The following is a 17,176-nucleotide window of genomic DNA, read 5'->3' as shown; positions in this document are numbered from 1 at the left end:
CGGCTACATCAGTCTTTGCCCGTCCGAGCCGAAATAGAGCGGCGCGATGTAGCGGATCGTCACCTTGTCCCCCTTGGCTAAAGGCGTGTCGGGATCGGTCAGCGTCACCAGCTTCTTCGCCCCCACCGTCACATGCAGGTGGTTCTGGTCGCCGAGATGCTCGACCCAGTCGACGACGCCGTCGGCATGGCCGTTCGTTGCCTTCTCGATCGCGAGATGCTCGGTGCGGGCGCCGATCGTTTTCGTTCCGGTCGGCGCGCCGCCGTCGGGCAAGAGCCCGGCCGGCAGAAGGTTGATCGCCGGCTGACCGAGGCGGGCCGCGACATGAAGGTTTGCCGGCTCGGAATAGATCGCGCGCGGCGTGCCGATCTGCACCAGGACGCCGTCGGCGAGGATGCCGATGCGGTCGGCCATGGTCATCGCCTCGATCTGGTCATGCGTGACATAGAGCATGGTGGCGCCGAGCTCGGATTGGATGCGCTTCAGCTCGAGCCGGAGATCGGCGCGCAGCTTGGCGTCGAGCGAGGACAGCGGCTCGTCCATCAGGTAGATCGCCGGCTTGCGCACCAGGGCGCGGCCGATGGCGACGCGCTGCATCTCGCCGCCCGACAGCTTCGTCGAGCGGTTGTCGAGCTTGTGGTCGATGCGCACCATGCGCGCCACCTCTTCGACGCGGCGGCGCACCGCCTCCTCCGGAAAGCGCCGCGCCGGGGAGCGCAGCGGGAAGGCGAGATTGTCGAACACCGACAGATGCGGATAGAGCGAATATTGCTGGAAGACGAAAGCGGTGTCGCGTTCGGCCGGCGACAGGGTCGTCGCGTCATGGCCGCCGATATGGATCGTGCCGCTGTCCGGCCGCTCCAGCCCGGCGATCAGCCTCAGCGTCGTTGTCTTGCCGGCGCCGGTCGGCCCAAGCAGCACGACGAACTCGCCGTCCTTGATCGCGAGGTCGAGATCGTCGATCGCGACGGTGTCGCCAAAACTCTTGGTCACGCCCTGGATACGGACATCAGCCATGGCGCGCCTCCGCTGCCTGATCATGCATGGCGGTCCTGACCGCGCGTCCGGAGCCCTTCTCGAACAGCGACAGCCGCGCGCTGCTCAGCGTCAGCCCGACCTGCTCGCCGGGGCTGAGATGGATGCCGGCCGGCACCCGCGCCTTGATGATGCCGTCGGCCGTCTCTACCGCGACGATCTGCGTGGTGCCGAGATATTCGGTGCCGTAGATCGCGCCGCGCAGCTTCGAGCCGTCGTCGAAGCGGATGTGCTCGGGCCGGATGCCGAGCGCCATGTCGGCGGGCGCGACGTCCTCGCGCACTTCCGGTACCGCCACCTTGGCGCCCTGAACGACGATCTCCTTCGCGCCCTTGGCGAGGCCGCCGCCGAATTTCAGGAAATTCATCGGCGGCGAGCCGATGAAATCGGCGACGAACATGGTCGCCGGCCGGTCGTAGATCTCGCGCGGCGTGCCGAACTGCTCGATGACGCCGTGGTTCATCACCGCTATCTTGTCGGCCATCGACATCGCTTCCATCTGGTCATGCGTGACGTAGACGGTGGTGGCGTGGATGCGGTTGTGCAGCTCGCGCAGCTCATGCACCATCAGATCGCGGAACTCGGTATCGAGGGTCCCCAGCGGCTCGTCCATGAGAAAACATTTCGGCCGCCGCACGATGGCGCGGCCGAGCGCGACGCGCTGGCGGTCGCCGCCGGCAAGGCCGGAGACGGATTTGCCGAGCAGGTGATCGATGCGCAACAGCTTCGCGGTCTCCTCGACGCGGCTGCGGATTTCGGCTGCCGGCATGCCCTGCGCTAGCAGCGGAAAGCCGATATTCTTGCGCACATTCATATGCGGATAGAGCGCGAAGAGCTGGAAGACGAAGGCGATGTCGCGCTCGCGCGCCCGGCGCATGGTCACGTCCTCGCCGCCGAGCAGGATCTTGCCGCCCGTGGGCAGCTCGAGGCCGGCGATCATACGCAGCGTCGTTGTCTTGCCGCAGCCGGACGGTCCGAGCATGACGAAGAACTCGCCGTCCTCGACGACGAAATTGGAATCCTGCACGGCGACGAATGCGCCGAAGGCTTTCCTCAGGTTCTGAACACGGATCTCGGCCATCTCTATTCCGGGAATTTCGAGACGATGATGAACATGACCGTGCCGGCGAGCATGGTGATGAAGGAATAGGTGTAGAGCGACAGCGCGAAGGGCTGGAACAGCATCAGGAAGCCGATCGCGATGATCGCCGTGGCGATGTTCTCCATCAGCCCGCGCCTTGCCCAGCGGGGCCAGCGCGATTTGCGTTTTGCGGTCTGGATCGTGCTCATTTGCGCACCGCGCCGAAGGTGATGCCGCGCAGCAATTGCTTGCGCAGCAGGATGGTGAAGACCAGGATCGGCACCAGGAAGATGGTCGTGCCGGCGGCGACCGCCGGCCAGTCCTGGCCGCCCTCGCCGATGATGGTCGGGATGAAGGGCGGCGCGGTCTGCGCGGTGCCGGAGGTCAGCAGAGCGGCGAACGCATATTCGTTCCAGGCAAAGATCAGGCAGAAGATCGCGGTCGCGGCGATGCCGGTCGTCGCCTGCGGCAGCACCGTGCGCCAGAAGGCCTGCAGCCGCGTGTAGCCGTCGATCATCGCCGCCTCTTCATATTCGCGCGGGATCTCGTCGATGAAGCCTTTGAGTAGCCAGACTGCCAGCGAGACGTTCACCGCGGTGTAGAGCAGGATCATGCCGAGCGCTGTGTCGGACAGGCCGAGCTCGCGGTACATCAGGTAGATCGGGATCGCCACTGCGATCGGCGGCATGAAGCGCGTCGACAGGATGAAGAACAGAAGGTCGTCCGCGAGCGGCACCTTGAAGCGCGAAAAGCCATAGGCCGAGAGTGTGCCCAAAAACACCGCGCAGAAGGTCGAGCCGAAGGCAATGATCAGCGAGTTGACGAAGCGCGGCAGGAAGTTCGACGGCCCGGCGATCACCATGTTGCGCTTGCGCACAGTCTCGTCGCAGAAGCCCGTCGCCGGCCCGAGCGAGTTGATATATTCCGGCGTCTGCCTTGTGCGCGTGGTGAAGAGATTGCAATAGCCCTCGATGCTCGGCTGGAAGACGATCTTGGGCGGATAGGCGATCGAGTCCGGCGGCGTCTTGAAGCTGGTGGCGAAGATCCACAACAGCGGCACGATCGAGATCAGCGCATAGGCTATGATGATCGTGCCGGCGATCAGCTTCGCGTTCGACGAGGGTGCTACGACGGAATGGGCGGTGGTCAGGCTCATCTCTGCTTCACCTTGTTGAGCGCCTTGACGTAGATGTTGGCCAGCCCGAACACCGCGACGAACAGGATGATGGCGAAGGCCGAGGAATAGCCGGTGCGCCAGCTTTCGAAGGCCTGCCGTTTCAGCGTGATCGAGGCGACCTCGGTCGTCGAGCCGGGCCCACCGCCGGTCAAGAGGTTGACCATGTCGAACATCTTGAAGTTCTCGATGCCGCGGAACAGCACCGCCAGCATGATGAAGGGCAGCGCCATCGGCAGCGTGATCGACCAGAACTGCCGCCAGTTGGAGGCGCGGTCGACCTCGGCCGCCTCATAGATGTATTCGGGGATGGAGCGCAGGCCGGCGAGGCAGATCAGCATCACGTAAGGCGTCCACATCCAGGTGTCGACGATGATGATCGCCCACGGGGCCAGCTCGACATTGGACAGCATCTGCACATTCGTCGGCGGAATGCCGGTGACGAAGGAGATGACATAGGAGAACAGCCCGATCTGCGGCTCGTAGAGGAAGCGCCAGAAATTGCCGACCACCGCCGGCGACAGCATCATCGGCACCAGGATGATTGTGGTCCAGAAGGCATGCCCCCTAAACTTCCGGTCGATCAGCCAGGCGAGCGTGAAGCCGATCACCGTCTGCAGCAGGATCGTCCAGAACACGAAATGCGCCGTCGTCTGCATGGCGATCCAGATGTCATGGTCGCCGAGGATGCGCTGGTAATTGGCGAGCCCGAGGTTCTTCACCACCTCGTTGGGGCGGTTGGCGCGGTAGTTGGTGAACGACAGATAGATCGCCCAGAACAGCGGGAAGATGTTGATGGCAAGCAACAGAAGAATCGTCGGCGAGATGAACAGCCAGGCGAGGCCCTTGTCGCTGATGCCCCGGATCTTCTTGGCTAACGGCTCCGGGGTCGCCCGGGCAACGTTGTCCGCAGTCCGATCGAGCATGGTAAGTCCTGCTTCGGTCACGGGTAAGTCTCGGCTATGGAATTTATCTGAACTGCGTCCCGTGCCAAGGGTAGCACGGGACGCTTCGATCAAGCTCGGGAGGAGCCTTACATCTTGCCCCGACTACATCTTGCCGTCGTCCTGGAACACCTGCGTCCAGTCCTTGACCAGGCCGTCGAGTGCGTCCTTGGCCGAGCCCTGGCCGGCCACGACATAGTCATGGAAGCGCTTCTGTGAGGCCTGCAGCAGCGGAGCGTAGCTCGGCTCCGCCCAGAAGTCCTTCACGATGGCCATCGAGTCGAGGAAGGCCTGCGCATAGGGCTGGCTGGAGGGGAACTTCGGGTCCTTCACCACGGAGTTCAGGCAGGAATAGCCGCCGAGCGACCACCACTTGGCCTGCACGTCCTTGTTGGCGAACCACTTGATGTATTTCAGCGCCGATTCCTGCTTGTCGGAATAAGACACCACCGAGATGCCCTGGCCGCCGAGCTGCGCGAACTGGTCGCCGTCGGGTCCTTTCGGATTGACGAAATAGCCGATCTTGTCGCCGCCGACATTCTCGTCCTTCTGCAGGCCGGGCCAGGTGAAGGCGAAGTTCATATGCATCGCCACCTGTCCGGATTTGAAGGCGTCGACGCCTTCGCCCATGTAGGCATTGGAGGAACCAGGAGGCGTGCAGCAGTCATAGAGCGCCTTGTAGAATTCCAGCCCCTTCACCGATTTCTCGGAGTTGACGAAGCCTTCCATCTCATAGGGCTTCTTCGGGTTCTCATACTGGAAGCCGTAGCTGTAGAGCACGTCCATGGCGCCCATGGTGATGCCTTCCGAGCCGCGCTCGGTGTAGATCGAGGCGCCATAGACGGTCTTGCCGTCGATCTGCCGCTTCTGGAAGAACTCCGCGATCTGCTTCAGCTGGTCGAAGGTGGTCGGCGCGGCGAGGTCCCAGCCATACTTCTCCTTGAATTCCTTCTGCAGCTCGGGCTTGGAGAACCAGTCCTTGCGATAGGTCCAGCCGACGACGTCGCCCATGGCCGGCAGCGCCCAATAGTTCGGCGTGTTCTTCGGCCATTCCGAATAGCCGACAACGGTTGCGGGCACGAAGTCGTCCATGCTGATCTTCTCCTTATCGAAGAAGTCGTTCAGCTTGACATAATGGCCGTTCTCCGCGGCGCCGCCGATCCACTGGCTGTCGCCGATGATCAGGTCGCAGAGCTTGCCGTGCGAGTTGAGCTCGTTGAGGAAACGGTCGGCGTAGTTCGTCCACGGCACGAACTCGAACTTCATGCCGATGCCGGTTTCCTTGGTGAAGTCCTTGGACAGTTCCACGAGCGCGTTGGCCGGATCCCAGGCCGCCCAGCACAGCGTCAGGTCTTCCGCATGCGCGACGTTCGAGACGGCTGTCGACGCAAACATCGCCGAGGCCAGTCCCAACGCCAGTTTCAAGGTCGATTTCATGCCTTACCTCCCATTTGCGAAACGCGTCCGGATGACGGTTTCAGAGCCCCTCAACCCTCGCTCCTCCGAGGGCCTAAACAGGCGCGCTATGCGTCGCCACGAAGCGCGATTGCGCTGCCGATGTTTAGTAATTTGTTTAGTGATGCTCTTTTTACTAAACAACGCAAGCGAATTCGTTGCTGCGTCGCAGCATGGCGAAACGGGTGCTTGAAATCGTTGGGAAATGATCGTCGGACCTGTGGCCGCCGCGGTCAGCTGGCCCCGGTGGCAGGGCCGGGGCTTGCCACCACTGGCCGGATCGCCGGCGCCGGCGGCAACAGCGCGCGTATGTCGGCGAAGGGAAAAGTCGGCTCGAAGCGGAAAGCCTCGGCCAGCGCGCCGGAGACGCCGTTGCACTGGCCGGCGCGGAACTCGTTCTGGAGGCGCGCCCGGTGCACATAATGCTCGGGGCCTTGCGACTGGTGCGCGCGGATCGCTTCTGCCTTGATCTCCCAATACTGGGAGATCTCGACATAATGCGTTGGTGAAAAACCGGTGCCGCCGAGCGTGTCGGCATGCAGCACCGGCACCGCGAAGGACGCCGCGATGCGCACGCCGTCGGACAGCGCGCGGTGGTCGCCGTGATAGTCATAGGGCGCATGGGTGATCGCGAGGTCGGGCTTCACCTCGCCGATCAGCGCCTTCAGCGCCGCAATGAACGCCCCATCGGCGACGAGCGCACCGTCGGGGAAATCGAGGAAGCGCGGCTCGACGCCGAGCAGCCCTGCCGCCTTGGCCGCTTCCTTGCGCCGCAAGCGGGCGAGCGCCGCCGGGTCGCCCGTACCGCCCCTGGCACCATCAGTGGCTATCGCAAAATTGAGCTCAGCGCCTTGCGCGGCATAGGCGGCCAGCGTACCGAACATGAATATCTCGATGTCGTCGGGATGGGCGCCCAGTGCCAGTATCTTCACGTCTTCTCTCCCGGAAATGACATGCCGAACGGAATTCTGCTCGCCCTGATCGCCTATGCAAGCTATTCGTTCAGCGACGCCGTCATCAAGAGCCTGGGCGGGCAGTTCACCGTCTTCGAGATCGGCTTCTTCTCGACCCTGTTTGCCGGCTGCTTCCTGTTCTTCACCAAGCCCGGGGACGAGCGCTGGCGCGATTTCTGGCGCACCAAAAGGCCATGGGCGGTGCAAGCGCGTGCTCTGGCCGGCATCGCCTCGGGCGTGCTCAGCGTCTTTGCCTTCACCACCATTCCGCTGGCGGAAGTCTACGCGCTGATCTTCCTTGCGCCGTTGCTGGTCACCATCCTGTCGACAGTCATCCTCAAGGAGAAGGTCGGTCCCTGGCGGTGGCTCGCCGTGGTCGCCGGCTTTGCCGGCGTGATGCTGGTGGTGCGGCCGGGTTTTCGCGAATTGCATCTCGGCCATCTCGCCGCCTTCGCCAACGCCTTCCTCGCCGCGACCAGCGTCATCCTGATGCGCTCGCTCGCCCAGCAGGAAAAGCGCACGACGATCCTCGGCGCGCTGGTCGGCTACGGCCTTGTCTTCAACGGCGTCGGCGCGACCGCCACCTCGTTCGCACTCCCCAGTCTCGGGCAACTGGTTTGGCTGATGATGGCGGGCCTCTTCACCGCCGGCGGGCAGCTGCTGCAATTGCTGGCGGTCAAATACGCGCCGGCAAACCGCATCGCGCCGACGCATTATTCGCAGATCGTCTGGGCGGTCATCCTCGGCGCGCTGTTCTTCCAGGAATATCCCGACTGGCTGTCGCTGGTCGGCCTGGCGGTGGTCGGCGCATCCGGCCTGCTGACCATGGTGCGCGAAGAGGTCAGGCTCGGCACCGTGCGCTGGAACCCGTTTGCGCGCACGAGGCTCTGAGCGCATACGTTGCATGGCGACCGCGACCGCTGATATGCGGGCGACATGACGACGAAACCCTTGCCGGAGCTTCCGGTCACAGCCGTGCTGCCGGCACTTGGCGAAGCGCTCTCGCAGCGGAACAGCGCCGTGCTGGTGGCGCCGCCCGGCGCCGGCAAGACGACGCTGGTGCCGCTGGCGCTGCTCGACGCGCCGTGGCTCGGGCAGGGGCGGATCGTGCTGCTCGAACCGCGAAGGCTCGCCGCCCGCGCCGCCGCCCGCCGCATGGCCGAATTGCTCGGCGAGGAGCCGGGCGGCACGGTCGGCTACGCCATGCGCATGGAGAACCGGACCTCGGCGCGGACAAGGATCCTGGTCGTCACCGAAGGCGTGCTCTCGCGCATGATCCTCGACGATCCTGAACTGCCTGGTGTCTCGGCAGTGATCTTCGACGAATTCCATGAGCGTTCGCTGGATGGCGATTTCGGCCTGGCGCTGGCGCTCGACGTGCAGGGCGCGCTGCGTCCGGACCTGCGCCTGCTGGTCATGTCGGCGACGCTCGACGGCGCGCGCGTGGCGAAGCTTTTGTCGGGGGCGCCGGTGATCGAAAGCGAGGGCCGCGCCTATCCGGTCGAGATCCGCTATGACGAACGGCTGGCCGGCACGGCGATCGAGGACGCCATGGCAAAGGCCGTGCGCTCCGCATTGGCTACCGAGCAGGGCAGCGTGCTCGCCTTCCTGCCTGGACAGCGCGAGATCGAGCGCACCGCCGAGCGGCTTCAGGGCAACGTTGCGGCCGACACCGATATCGTTCCGCTCTACGGGCAGCTCGACAACCGGGCGCAGGACCAGGCGATCAAACCGGCGCCGGCCGGTCGCCGCAAGGTGGTGCTGGCGACCTCGATCGCCGAGACCTCGATCACCATCGACGGCGTCCGCGTCGTCATCGATTCCGGCCTGTCGCGGCTGCCGCGCTACGAGCCGGCGAGCGGCCTGACCAGGCTGGAGACGGTGCGCGTCAGCAGAGCCTCGGCCGATCAGCGCGCCGGCCGCGCCGGGCGCACGCAGCCCGGCGTGGCGGTGCGCCTGTGGCGGGCCGAGCAGACCGCGTCGCTTCCCGCCTTCACGCCGCCGGAAATCCTCGAGGCCGACCTGTCCGGCCTGCTGCTCGACTGCGCCGCCTTCGGCGTCGCCGATCCGTCGAGCCTCTCCTTCCTCGATCCGCCGCCGGCCCCGGCGCTCAACGAGGCAAGGGTTCTGCTCAAGGCGCTGCACGCCATCGATGAGGCAGGACGGCTTACGGAAGCAGGCGCCGCCATGCGCAAGCTGGCGCTGCCGGTGCGGCTGGCGCATATGGTGGCCGAAGCCGCCAAGACGGGTCATGCGCTCGAAGCGGCGACGCTTGCCGTGCTTTTGACCGAGCGCGGGCTGAGCGGCGACAGCGCCGATCTCGAGCGGCGCCTGAGCCGGTTTCGCGGCGAGAAATCGCCGCGCGCCAACGCCGCCAGGCAGCTCGCCGAGCGTTTGGCCAAACCCTCCCCCTTGAGGGGAGGGTGGATCCGCGAAGCGGATCGGGGTGGGGTCGCTTCGGGCACGCCAACGCCGAGCATGCCGCCGGCGACCCCACCCCGTCTCCCCCGCATTGCTGCGCAGGGCGTGCTCGTCGACCCTCCCCTCGAGGGGGAGGGTAAGAACGCCGGTACCCTCCTCATCCACGCCTGGCCGGATCGCGTTGCAAGGGCGCGCGGGGAGCGCGGCCGCTTCGTGCTCGCCAACGGTTCGGGCGCCATGGTCGATGCCGCCGATCCGCTGGCGAATGAAACCTGGCTGGTCGTCGCCGACTTGCAGGGCAAGGCGCAGAACGCCCGCATCACCGCCGCCGCGCCGGTTGGCGAAGCCGATATCCGCGCCGCGCTTGCCGATCGCATCGAGACGAAGCGCGAGACGAGCTTCGACCGCGAGCGCCGCGCCGTGCGCATGCGCGAGACCGCCAGGCTCGGCGCTATCACGCTCTCCGAGCGCATGTTGCCGGCGCCGTCCGGCGCCGATGCCGACCGCGCCATCCTCGACGCGCTGAGAGAGCACGGCCTGTCGCTGCTCGACTGGGGCAAGGAGGCGGAGACGCTCCGTCAGCGGCTCGGATGGCTGCATCGCGGCCTCGGCGCGCCCTGGCCCGACGTTTCGGATGAAGCGCTTGTCGAGCGCCTCGACGACTGGCTCTTGCCGTTTCTCTCCGGCGACGCCTCTTTCGCGGCCATCAAGCCGGCGACTTTGTCGTCGGCGCTCATGGCGCTTGTCCCGCACGACCTGCAGCGCAAGGTCGACGCGCTGGCGCCGACCCATTTCGACGCGCCGTCCGGCAGCCATGTGCCGATCCGCTATGACGGCGAATGGCCGGTGCTGGCGATCCGCGTGCAGGAACTCTTCGGCCTCGACCGGCATCCTTCCATAGCCAACGGCACCGTGCCGCTGACGCTGGAGCTTCTGTCGCCGGCGCATCGCCCCATCCAGACGACGCGGGACTTGCCCGGCTTCTGGCGCGGCTCCTGGGCGGATGTGCGTGCCGACATGCGCGGCCGCTACCCAAAGCATGTCTGGCCGGAAAACCCGCTGCTGGCCGCCGCCACCAGCCGCGCCAAGCCGCGGGGGACATAGGCTTGCCGCCGAAGCTTTGGTGAGCCTCGCGTTACCGGACGGTTTATGTTGGCGGTTGGCGCAAACGCCGGTCACGTCGTCATCCACGGGCGGAGCAAGGAGCGAAGCGACGCGCGCAGACCCGAGGATCCATTCCGTGACTTCCAAGCGTCGCGACGATCCAGAATTCTGCTCCGTCGCATTCCACGGTCGAGGTAACGGAATGGATCCTCGGGTCTGCGCTCCGCTTCGCGTCGCTCCGCCCGTGGATGACGAAGTCGCGAGAGGCCTCGGCCAATCTTGAATGCTCATGATGAAACACCGGCCGCATACCGGGTCAGGCCACCCTTACAGCACTACTAGCGCTTACTCTCCCGCGGTTATAATCGTAAGTCGATGATCAACATCCTGCGCGCGCCTGATTCCCAGCCAAGCCAGCGGTTGCGGCTCAACACGCTGGTCCGCCTGCGCTGGCTCGCCATCGTCGGCCAGAGCCTGACCGTGCTGGTCGTCGCCTATGGGCTGAAATTCCCGCTGCCGGTCTCGATGTGCTTCGCGCTCATCGCCTTGTCGGCGTGGATGAATCTGTGGCTCACCTTCCGCTATCCGGCCGCGCATCGGCTCACCCCGCTCTCGGCCTTCGCCATCCTGACCTTCGACGGCCTGCAGCTCAGCGGTTTGCTTTACATGACCGGGGGCCTGACCAACCCGTTCTCGGTGCTGCTTTCAGTGCCTGTTGTCATTTCGGCCGCGTCGCTGCCGCTGCGGTTCACCGCGATCCTCGGCGCGCTGGTCATGGTGGCCGCGACGTTGCTGGTGTTCTTCCACCTGCCGCTGCCCTGGTACCAAGACGCGCCGTTGCCGATGCCCTTCATCTATGTCGCCGGCATGTGGATGGCGGTGTTCGCCTCGATCGCCTTCACCGCGATCTATGCCTTCCGCGTCGCGGCGGAAGCGCGGCTGCTCGCCAATGCGCTTGCCGCCACCGAGCTGGTGCTGCAGCGCGAGCAGCATCTTTCGGCGCTGGACGGGCTGGCAGCCGCCGCCGCGCACGAGCTCGGCACGCCGCTGGCCACCATCACCGTCGTCGCCAAGGAGATGGAAAAGGCGCTCGGCAAGGACCCGAAATACGGCGAGGACGTCAAGCTCCTGCGCTCGCAGAGCGAACGCTGCCGCGAGATCCTGAAGCGGCTGACCAGCCTGTCCTCGGAAGGCGAAGCGCATCTGTCGCGCATGCCGCTCACCTCGCTGATCGAGGAGGTGACGGCGCCGCACCGCGATTTCGGCATCTCGATCCGGCTGCGGCCCGGCGAGCGCATCGGCCCCGAGCCCGTCGGCCAGCGCAACCCCGGCGTCATCTACGGGCTCGGCAACCTCGTCGAGAACGCCGTCGATTTCGCCCGCAAGTCGGTCACCGTCAGCTGGAGCTGGGACAATGAGACGGTCACCTTCTCCATCACCGATGACGGGCCGGGATTCCCGGCCGAGATCATCGACCGCATCGGCGAGCCCTATATGTCGACGCGCCAGGGCACGGAGGCGGGCGGCGGCCTGGGGCTCGGGCTGTTCATCGCCAAGACCTTGCTGGAGCGGTCCGGCGCCACCATCGATTTCCGCAATTCGAGCGGGCTCGGCGAAGGCGCGGTGGTGCAGGTCGTCTGGCCGCGTGGCGTCTTCCTCAACCAGGATCAGGCTTCGGCCACCATGTTCGACAATGCGTAACCTTGGCTGGATGGTGCGTAGACCTTGCAATTACCGCATGGCAGCTCTGTTGCCGGCTCTAAAAATTGGACATTGCTCTTGCGGGACTGTATCTGCGTAAAAGTGAAGCATGTCGCCCAAAATTGTGTCTGGAAAAGCGGCATGCCCGAAAAACATGGACTTCGAGCGCCTTCGCCGGAATTCGTTTCGACGGGTAGCGCTTTTGGTCAATAGGGTGCCGATAAGATGAGCGGAGACGAGACGGCTGGCGCAATGGTCGAGGGCGAGGACACCTCGCTGCTCATCGTCGAGGACGACAAGCCCTTTCTCACCCGGCTCGCCCGGGCCATGGAAACCAGGGGCTTCGTGGTCGAGACGGCGGAAAGCGTCGAAGAGGCTGTCGCCAAGGCGCGCGCCCATCCGCCGGCCTATGCGGTGGTCGACATGCGTCTCGGCGACGGCAACGGCCTCGATGTCGTCGCAGCCATTCGCGAAAAGCGCGACGACGCCCGCGCCATCATCCTCACCGGTTATGGCAACATCGCCACCGCGGTGACGGCAGTGAAGCTCGGCGCCATCGACTATCTCTCCAAGCCCGCCGATGCCGACGACGTCTTCGCCGCGCTCACCCGCACCTCCGGCGAACGTGCCGCGCCGCCGGAAAACCCCATGTCCGCCGACCGCGTGCGCTGGGAGCACATCCAGCGCGTCTACGAAATGTGCGACCGCAACGTTTCCGAGACGGCGCGCCGCCTCAACATGCATCGCCGCACGCTGCAGCGGATCCTCGCAAAGCGGGCGCCTCGATAGGCATCGCTGGGCGCGCAGCATTATGCGCTACAGGTCGGCCTTGGTCCGCCTTGTAGTGAAGGAGCCAACCACCAAAGCCGGCGCTGCCCCTCATCGCCCTGCCGGGCACTTCTCCCCGTATAGTGACTGGGAGAAGGGGCTGGCCGTGATGCTGGCGCCTCTTCTGCAACGTCGGAGATTGGCGAAATCGTGGGCGACAGCGCCCTTCTCCCCGTTCTGCCGGCAGGCAGATGAGGGGCGGCTCCGGCGTTCGGAAATGACAGATACGCCGCGACGATTGCCTTCGATGCTTGTCCGGTCGTTGAAGTTTGCGCATCATCGCGCCGCTGAAAGGGAAGTGAGGAGGAGAAATGCCGGCTTTTGACCAACGGCCGAAATCGATCCTGCGCGAATTCCTCGACCGCGAAGCCGCCGGCGGCATCATCCTGATGGTGGCCGCGGCCCTGGCGCTGATCGTTGCCAACTCGCCTTTGGCCGAAACCTATTTCGCCGTGCTCCACGCTTATCTCGGGCCGCTCAGCATCTCGCACTGGATCAATGACGGGCTGATGGCGGTGTTCTTCCTGCTGGTCGGGCTGGAGATCAAGCGCGAGATGCTGGACGGGCAGCTCTCGACCTGGCCGCGCCGCGTGCTGCCCGGCATCGCCGCCGCCGGCGGCATGGTGGTGCCGGCGCTGGTCTATGTCCTGATCAACCGCGATAATCAGGCGGCACTCTCCGGCTGGGCGATCCCCACCGCCACCGACATCGCCTTCGCGCTCGGCGTTCTGTCGCTGCTCGGCAGTCGCGTGCCGGCCTCGCTGAAGGTGTTCCTCACCGCCCTGGCCATCATCGACGATCTCGGCGCCGTCATCATCATCGCACTGTTCTACACCAGCGGCCTGTCGCTGGCTTACCTGGCCGCCGCCTTCGCCGTCATCGCTCTGCTGGTCGTGCTCAACAACATGCAGGCGATGAAGCTCTGGCCGTATCTCCTGCTCGGCGTCGTCCTGTGGGTTCTGGTGCTGAAGTCGGGCGTGCATGCCACGCTGGCCGGCGTCGCGCTGGCGCTCACCATCCCGCTGGAGCGGTCTCCCGGCATCAGCCACGATACAGAACATTCGCCGCTGCACCGGCTGGAGCACGGCCTGCATAAGCTCGTGCCCTTCGTCGTCATCCCGATCTTCGGCTTCGCCAATGCCGGCGTCTCGCTCGGCGGCTTAAGCTTCGCGGCCCTAGTCGAGCCGCTGACGCTGGGCGTCGCCGCCGGCCTGGTTCTGGGCAAGCTGGTCGGCGTTTTCGGCTCCTCGGCGCTCGCCATCCGCTTCGGCCTCGCCGACCTGCCGGTCAATGCCGGCTGGCTGCATATGCTGGGCATTTCGCTGCTGTGCGGCATCGGCTTCACCATGAGCCTGTTCATCGGCCTGCTCGCCTTCGCCCGCGACCCGGCGCTCCAGGACGCGGTGAAGGTCGGCATCCTCGCCGGCTCGTTGGTTGCCGCGCTGCTCGGCGCCGCCGTGCTGCTGACGGCGCCTGCGGCCGGCGGAGCGGAAGAGGATCCGGGCTGATCACTCAGGGCACGAAAGGTTCCGGCGGCAGGCCAAAGGCCGCGAACAGGGCAGGGCCGAGCGGCGGGACATAGATCGTCAGCGCGGCGATCTTGCCGTCGGCGGCTTCGATGACATGCAGCGAATGCGGCCGCCAGATGGAATCCCGGCGGCCGAGCGCGTAAACGCCCACTGCCGGCTGGCCGTTGGCCCCGGTGGCCACCGCACGATAGCGGACAAAATTGCCCCAGACGCTTGCCAGGAAAGCGCCGATCGCCTGATGTCCGCGGTACCATTCCCGCCATGGCGGCATGTGGTAGACGGCGTCATCGCGCAGCAACTCGACGAGCCCGTCGAGATTGTCGGCCTGCCAGGCCTCCATATAGCGTTCGAGCAGCAGGCCTTCGTCCGAACCGGGCTCTGATCGCTGCGGCGGACTGCCTTCCGTATGGTGTCCGCCCAGCGTCGCGCGGGCCCGCTGCAAGGCGCTGTTGATCGAGGCTGTGGTTCCGCCGAGCAATTGCGCGGTCTCGATGGCGGACCATCCGAGCACATCGCAAAGCAGGAGGGCCGCGCGCTGCCTGGGCGGCAGCAGCTGGATCGCCGCCACGAATGCGAGCCGTACCGCCTCGCGAGCCTCGTAGCGCGCTTCCGGGCCGGGCCTGTGGTCGGCAATATCCGGCAGCTCCGCGTCCGGATATGGATCCAGCCAGGCGAGTTCCGCGATCGGGCCGCCGGTCGCGCCTCCTTCGGAGGGCGGCCGTCCGGGTTGCTCGAGAATGCGCCGCGCCGACGACCGTGCCTTGATCGCGTTGAGGCAGCTCTTGGTGGCGATCGCGTAGAGCCAGCCCCGCGCCGAGCCGCGCCCGTCGAATTGCGACCGCGCGCGCCATGCCTTGAGGAACGTCTCCTGGACGAGATCCTCCGCCTCGTTGAGCGAGCCCATCATCCGGTAGCAATGCAGCTTGAGCGCCCGGCGGTGGGCGACGCTCAGGCGTTCGAAGGCCAGCCGGTCAAGGGCCGGCTGGCCTTGCCTACCCAAAGGCTCGATAGGGCCGGAGGCGTCAGTCATGGGAAGCCCGCCGCGCTGAATTCGGCCGCCATCCTGCTCGCCTCATGCCGCTGCCGCAAGGCCGCTGCCGCTCACGGTAAAGGAACTGCCCTGCGGCTTGCCCGTCGCGAGTTCGACCACCGCACGTCCGACATCGTCCGGCGTCTGCATGTCGCTCAAGCTGGCGAGGAAGTCGGCCGGGCGGATGCCCATATAGGCGGCGATGCTGTCGATGCCGCGATCGCCGACGCCGGTTCCCGGCATGATGCGGGCGGGCGAAAGCGCCATGAAGCGCAGGCCGAGGCCGAGCTTGTCCGATTCCTTCTGGCAGTGGCCGGCCAGAAATATCTGCATGCGCTTGGCGCCGGCATAGCCGCCTGAATTCGGCGGTCCGCCGGTGATGGCGGCGCCGCTGGCAATCAGCAGCACGCGGGCTCCGGGCTTCAGCCGACCCTTGAGGGCTTCGCGGCAGAACAGGAACGAGGCCTTGACGTCCATTTCCCAATTCGCCGAGAAGACTTCCCAGCTCTGCTCCTGGATCGGCGCGGCAGCGGCGAGCGCCCCCGCGCAGACCACCAGCACGTCGGGCGCCAGCGCATTGAAAACCGCCTGCGGCGCGGCTTCCGCCGTCGCGTCCATGCTGAGGGTCCTCAAGCCCGGCCGTTCCCAGGCAAGCTGCTTCAGGTCGGCGGCGCCTCGGGCGACGGCAAGCACGGTCGCTCCCGCGCCAAGCGCGGCTTCCACGATCGCGCGGCCGACGCCCCGGCTGCCTCCAACCACGACGACATTCTGATTTTGCAACGGTTTCATGTGATCACCTCTTTTCCGGGCCGCCGGCCATCCGGACGCGCCTGTAGGTGAAGACAATCGAGATCGGCGGAAATCATCGGTGCGAGACGAAAATTCTCGTTGGCCGCAGGCGAGGGGTCAGTTTGAACCCCGGCTCGACGCCGGACGTCAGCGGCAAGACGCCGGCGGTCAATCCTTGCGCGAAGGCTCTACTCGCTCTCGCCATCCAGCGCCGGCACCGCGACGCCGGCAAGCTCGGCTGCCAGCAGCCGCGCGGCGCCCGCCCGCGCGATCCGCAGCATCAGCGCCTTGCGCGTCGCAGCCGCCATGCGGTGCTCGGGCGCATCGCGCAGGATCTCCGCGCCATAGCCGTCGGAGAGCATGAAGCCGCATTCCTCGGGAAAGATATCCTGCGGAACGCCAGGATGGGTGGCGAAGAAGAATCGGTCGGAATGCAGCCGGTAGTCCGGCCATTTGCGGTCGACGCGAAAATCCTCGATCGAGGATTTGATCTCGATGATCCAGATGTCGCCCTGCCTGGTCAGCGCGACGAGATCGGCGCGCCGCCCGGTGGCGAGCGATAGCTCCGGCAGCACATGCGCGCCCATTTCGCGGAGCAGCCGCTGCACGCCGCGCCGCACCAGCATGGCGCGCTCCGACTGGCGGCCGTCGATCAGTGGGTTGAGGGGAATCGGGGAAACGATGGGCATGGAAGACACCATGCCAGATTTTGTTCACGGTTTGAACCCGCTTAAGCGGGGCGATTGTATATTTGACAGACCAAGCCAATCCCCCTATTGCGAATTCAAAGCGTAGCCATGGCCGACAGTCAGCACTCACCGATCATCAAAGGCATTCTCGTCGCTGAAGCGCTTGTTGGAGGCGCATTCGTCGCCTTTTGGTTATGGACAGGTGAGGCCACCATCCCAAAGCATAGCGGCGGCCTGACAACCCTGAATCGGGCTGAAGACCCATACCTCTATTGGTCCTTGGTGATTGTAATTTTGGGGGTGATTATAGCCTTCCCACTTCGGTATCTCTACAAGGGACCGCCGAAGCACTAGCCCATCCCAGCCCCAAACCAGCGGATGAATGAGGCGTCCTTTGACAAAGCCGGCGCTCGGATGGATAGTATCCGCGCTTGGCTTGGGAG

Annotated in this window: 15 protein-coding genes; 5 read left to right on the top strand and 10 right to left on the bottom strand. The window is 65.5% G+C overall.

All coding sequences use genetic code 11. From position 1 onward, the window contains the following. Positions 1-3: 3 nt before the first annotated feature. The 7 genes from EJ069_RS21530 to EJ069_RS21500 form a co-directional block, all read right to left on the bottom strand. The gene (locus EJ069_RS21530) at positions 4-1,017 is read right to left on the bottom strand and encodes an ABC transporter ATP-binding protein (RefSeq protein ID WP_126063013.1); all 1,014 of its coding nucleotides are present in this window, start codon (positions 1,015-1,017) and stop codon (positions 4-6) included. Continuing rightward, positions 1,010-2,116 (bottom strand): ABC transporter ATP-binding protein, encoded by a 1,107-nt coding sequence (locus tag EJ069_RS21525; RefSeq protein ID WP_126063012.1) that lies wholly within the window; start codon positions 2,114-2,116, stop codon positions 1,010-1,012. The genes EJ069_RS21530 and EJ069_RS21525 overlap by 8 nt, the downstream gene beginning before the upstream one ends. A gap of 2 nt (positions 2,117-2,118) precedes the next feature. Beyond that, the gene (locus EJ069_RS21520) at positions 2,119-2,325 is read right to left on the bottom strand and encodes a hypothetical protein (RefSeq protein ID WP_126063011.1); all 207 of its coding nucleotides are present in this window, start codon (positions 2,323-2,325) and stop codon (positions 2,119-2,121) included. Beyond that, positions 2,322-3,272: a carbohydrate ABC transporter permease gene (locus EJ069_RS21515; RefSeq protein ID WP_041001244.1), complete on the bottom strand. Its 951-nt coding sequence runs from the start codon at positions 3,270-3,272 to the stop codon at positions 2,322-2,324. Before EJ069_RS21515 ends, EJ069_RS21520 begins: the two co-directional genes overlap by 4 nt. Then, entirely contained in the window at positions 3,269-4,216 is a 948-nt protein-coding gene (locus tag EJ069_RS21510) for a sugar ABC transporter permease (RefSeq protein WP_126064833.1), read from the bottom strand. The genes EJ069_RS21515 and EJ069_RS21510 overlap by 4 nt, the downstream gene beginning before the upstream one ends. Before the next feature lie 123 nt (positions 4,217-4,339). After that, positions 4,340-5,671: an ABC transporter substrate-binding protein gene (locus EJ069_RS21505; protein ID WP_126063010.1), complete on the bottom strand. Its 1,332-nt coding sequence runs from the start codon at positions 5,669-5,671 to the stop codon at positions 4,340-4,342. Positions 5,672-5,922: 251 nt separating this feature from the next. Continuing rightward, the gene (locus EJ069_RS21500; protein WP_126063009.1) at positions 5,923-6,621 is read right to left on the bottom strand and encodes a PIG-L deacetylase family protein; all 699 of its coding nucleotides are present in this window, start codon (positions 6,619-6,621) and stop codon (positions 5,923-5,925) included. A 21-nt stretch (positions 6,622-6,642) separates the two neighbouring features. On the opposite strand from EJ069_RS21500, the gene EJ069_RS21495 reads away from it, so the two are divergent. From EJ069_RS21495 to nhaA, 5 genes are all read left to right on the top strand, one after another. Then, positions 6,643-7,533: a DMT family transporter gene (locus EJ069_RS21495; protein WP_126063008.1), complete on the top strand. Its 891-nt coding sequence runs from the start codon at positions 6,643-6,645 to the stop codon at positions 7,531-7,533. A 45-nt stretch (positions 7,534-7,578) separates the two neighbouring features. Further along, positions 7,579-10,167: an ATP-dependent helicase HrpB gene (hrpB, locus tag EJ069_RS21490; protein WP_126063007.1), complete on the top strand. Its 2,589-nt coding sequence runs from the start codon at positions 7,579-7,581 to the stop codon at positions 10,165-10,167. A 375-nt stretch (positions 10,168-10,542) separates the two neighbouring features. Beyond that, on the top strand, positions 10,543-11,868 hold the full coding sequence (locus tag EJ069_RS21485) for an ActS/PrrB/RegB family redox-sensitive histidine kinase (protein WP_042645840.1): 1,326 nt from the start codon (positions 10,543-10,545) through the stop codon (positions 11,866-11,868). 225 nt (positions 11,869-12,093) lie between these two features. Further along, positions 12,094-12,657 (top strand): ActR/PrrA/RegA family redox response regulator transcription factor, encoded by a 564-nt coding sequence (locus EJ069_RS21480; protein ID WP_108703014.1) that lies wholly within the window; start codon positions 12,094-12,096, stop codon positions 12,655-12,657. Positions 12,658-13,007: 350 nt separating this feature from the next. Next, positions 13,008-14,204, top strand: coding sequence for a Na+/H+ antiporter NhaA (gene nhaA / locus EJ069_RS21470; RefSeq protein ID WP_126063006.1), 1,197 nt, complete (start codon positions 13,008-13,010; stop codon positions 14,202-14,204). A gap of 4 nt (positions 14,205-14,208) precedes the next feature. Here nhaA and EJ069_RS21465 read toward each other — a convergent pair whose 3' ends face one another. The 3 genes from EJ069_RS21465 to EJ069_RS21455 form a co-directional block, all read right to left on the bottom strand. Then, a complete protein-coding gene (locus EJ069_RS21465) occupies positions 14,209-15,255 on the bottom strand; it encodes an RNA polymerase subunit sigma-70 (protein WP_126063005.1) in 1,047 nt (348 codons plus the stop codon). 42 nt (positions 15,256-15,297) lie between these two features. Then, entirely contained in the window at positions 15,298-16,044 is a 747-nt protein-coding gene (locus tag EJ069_RS21460; protein WP_126063004.1) for an SDR family NAD(P)-dependent oxidoreductase, read from the bottom strand. A 188-nt stretch (positions 16,045-16,232) separates the two neighbouring features. Further along, positions 16,233-16,733 (bottom strand): MmcB family DNA repair protein, encoded by a 501-nt coding sequence (locus EJ069_RS21455; RefSeq protein ID WP_189475914.1) that lies wholly within the window; start codon positions 16,731-16,733, stop codon positions 16,233-16,235. Positions 16,734-17,176: the final 443 nt, after the last annotated feature.

It is taken from the genome of Mesorhizobium sp. M2A.F.Ca.ET.043.05.1.1 (assembly GCF_003952445.1).
GTDB lineage: Bacteria > Pseudomonadota > Alphaproteobacteria > Rhizobiales > Rhizobiaceae > Mesorhizobium.
This window is presented reverse-complemented; position numbering and strand designations above follow the sequence as displayed.

Bases quoted from the DNA above. Each gene is read 5' to 3' on its own strand.
- EJ069_RS21465 (WP_126063005.1), bottom strand. From the start codon at position 15,255: ATGACTGACGCCTCCGGCCCTATCGAGCCTTTGGGTAGGCAAGGCCAG.
- EJ069_RS21505 (WP_126063010.1), bottom strand. From the start codon at position 5,671: ATGAAATCGACCTTGAAACTGGCGTTGGGACTGGCCTCGGCGATGTTT.
- nhaA (WP_126063006.1), top strand. From the start codon at position 13,008: ATGCCGGCTTTTGACCAACGGCCGAAATCGATCCTGCGCGAATTCCTC.
- EJ069_RS21455 (WP_189475914.1), bottom strand. From the start codon at position 16,733: ATGCCCATCGTTTCCCCGATTCCCCTCAACCCACTGATCGACGGCCGC.
- EJ069_RS21460 (WP_126063004.1), bottom strand. From the start codon at position 16,044: ATGAAACCGTTGCAAAATCAGAATGTCGTCGTGGTTGGAGGCAGCCGG.
- EJ069_RS21525 (WP_126063012.1), bottom strand. From the start codon at position 2,116: ATGGCCGAGATCCGTGTTCAGAACCTGAGGAAAGCCTTCGGCGCATTC.
- EJ069_RS21515 (WP_041001244.1), bottom strand. From the start codon at position 3,272: ATGAGCCTGACCACCGCCCATTCCGTCGTAGCACCCTCGTCGAACGCG.
- EJ069_RS21495 (WP_126063008.1), top strand. From the start codon at position 6,643: ATGCCGAACGGAATTCTGCTCGCCCTGATCGCCTATGCAAGCTATTCG.
- hrpB (WP_126063007.1), top strand. From the start codon at position 7,579: ATGACGACGAAACCCTTGCCGGAGCTTCCGGTCACAGCCGTGCTGCCG.
- EJ069_RS21510 (WP_126064833.1), bottom strand. From the start codon at position 4,216: ATGCTCGATCGGACTGCGGACAACGTTGCCCGGGCGACCCCGGAGCCG.
- EJ069_RS21480 (WP_108703014.1), top strand. From the start codon at position 12,094: ATGAGCGGAGACGAGACGGCTGGCGCAATGGTCGAGGGCGAGGACACC.
- EJ069_RS21530 (WP_126063013.1), bottom strand. From the start codon at position 1,017: ATGGCTGATGTCCGTATCCAGGGCGTGACCAAGAGTTTTGGCGACACC.
- EJ069_RS21485 (WP_042645840.1), top strand. From the start codon at position 10,543: ATGATCAACATCCTGCGCGCGCCTGATTCCCAGCCAAGCCAGCGGTTG.
- EJ069_RS21520 (WP_126063011.1), bottom strand. From the start codon at position 2,325: ATGAGCACGATCCAGACCGCAAAACGCAAATCGCGCTGGCCCCGCTGG.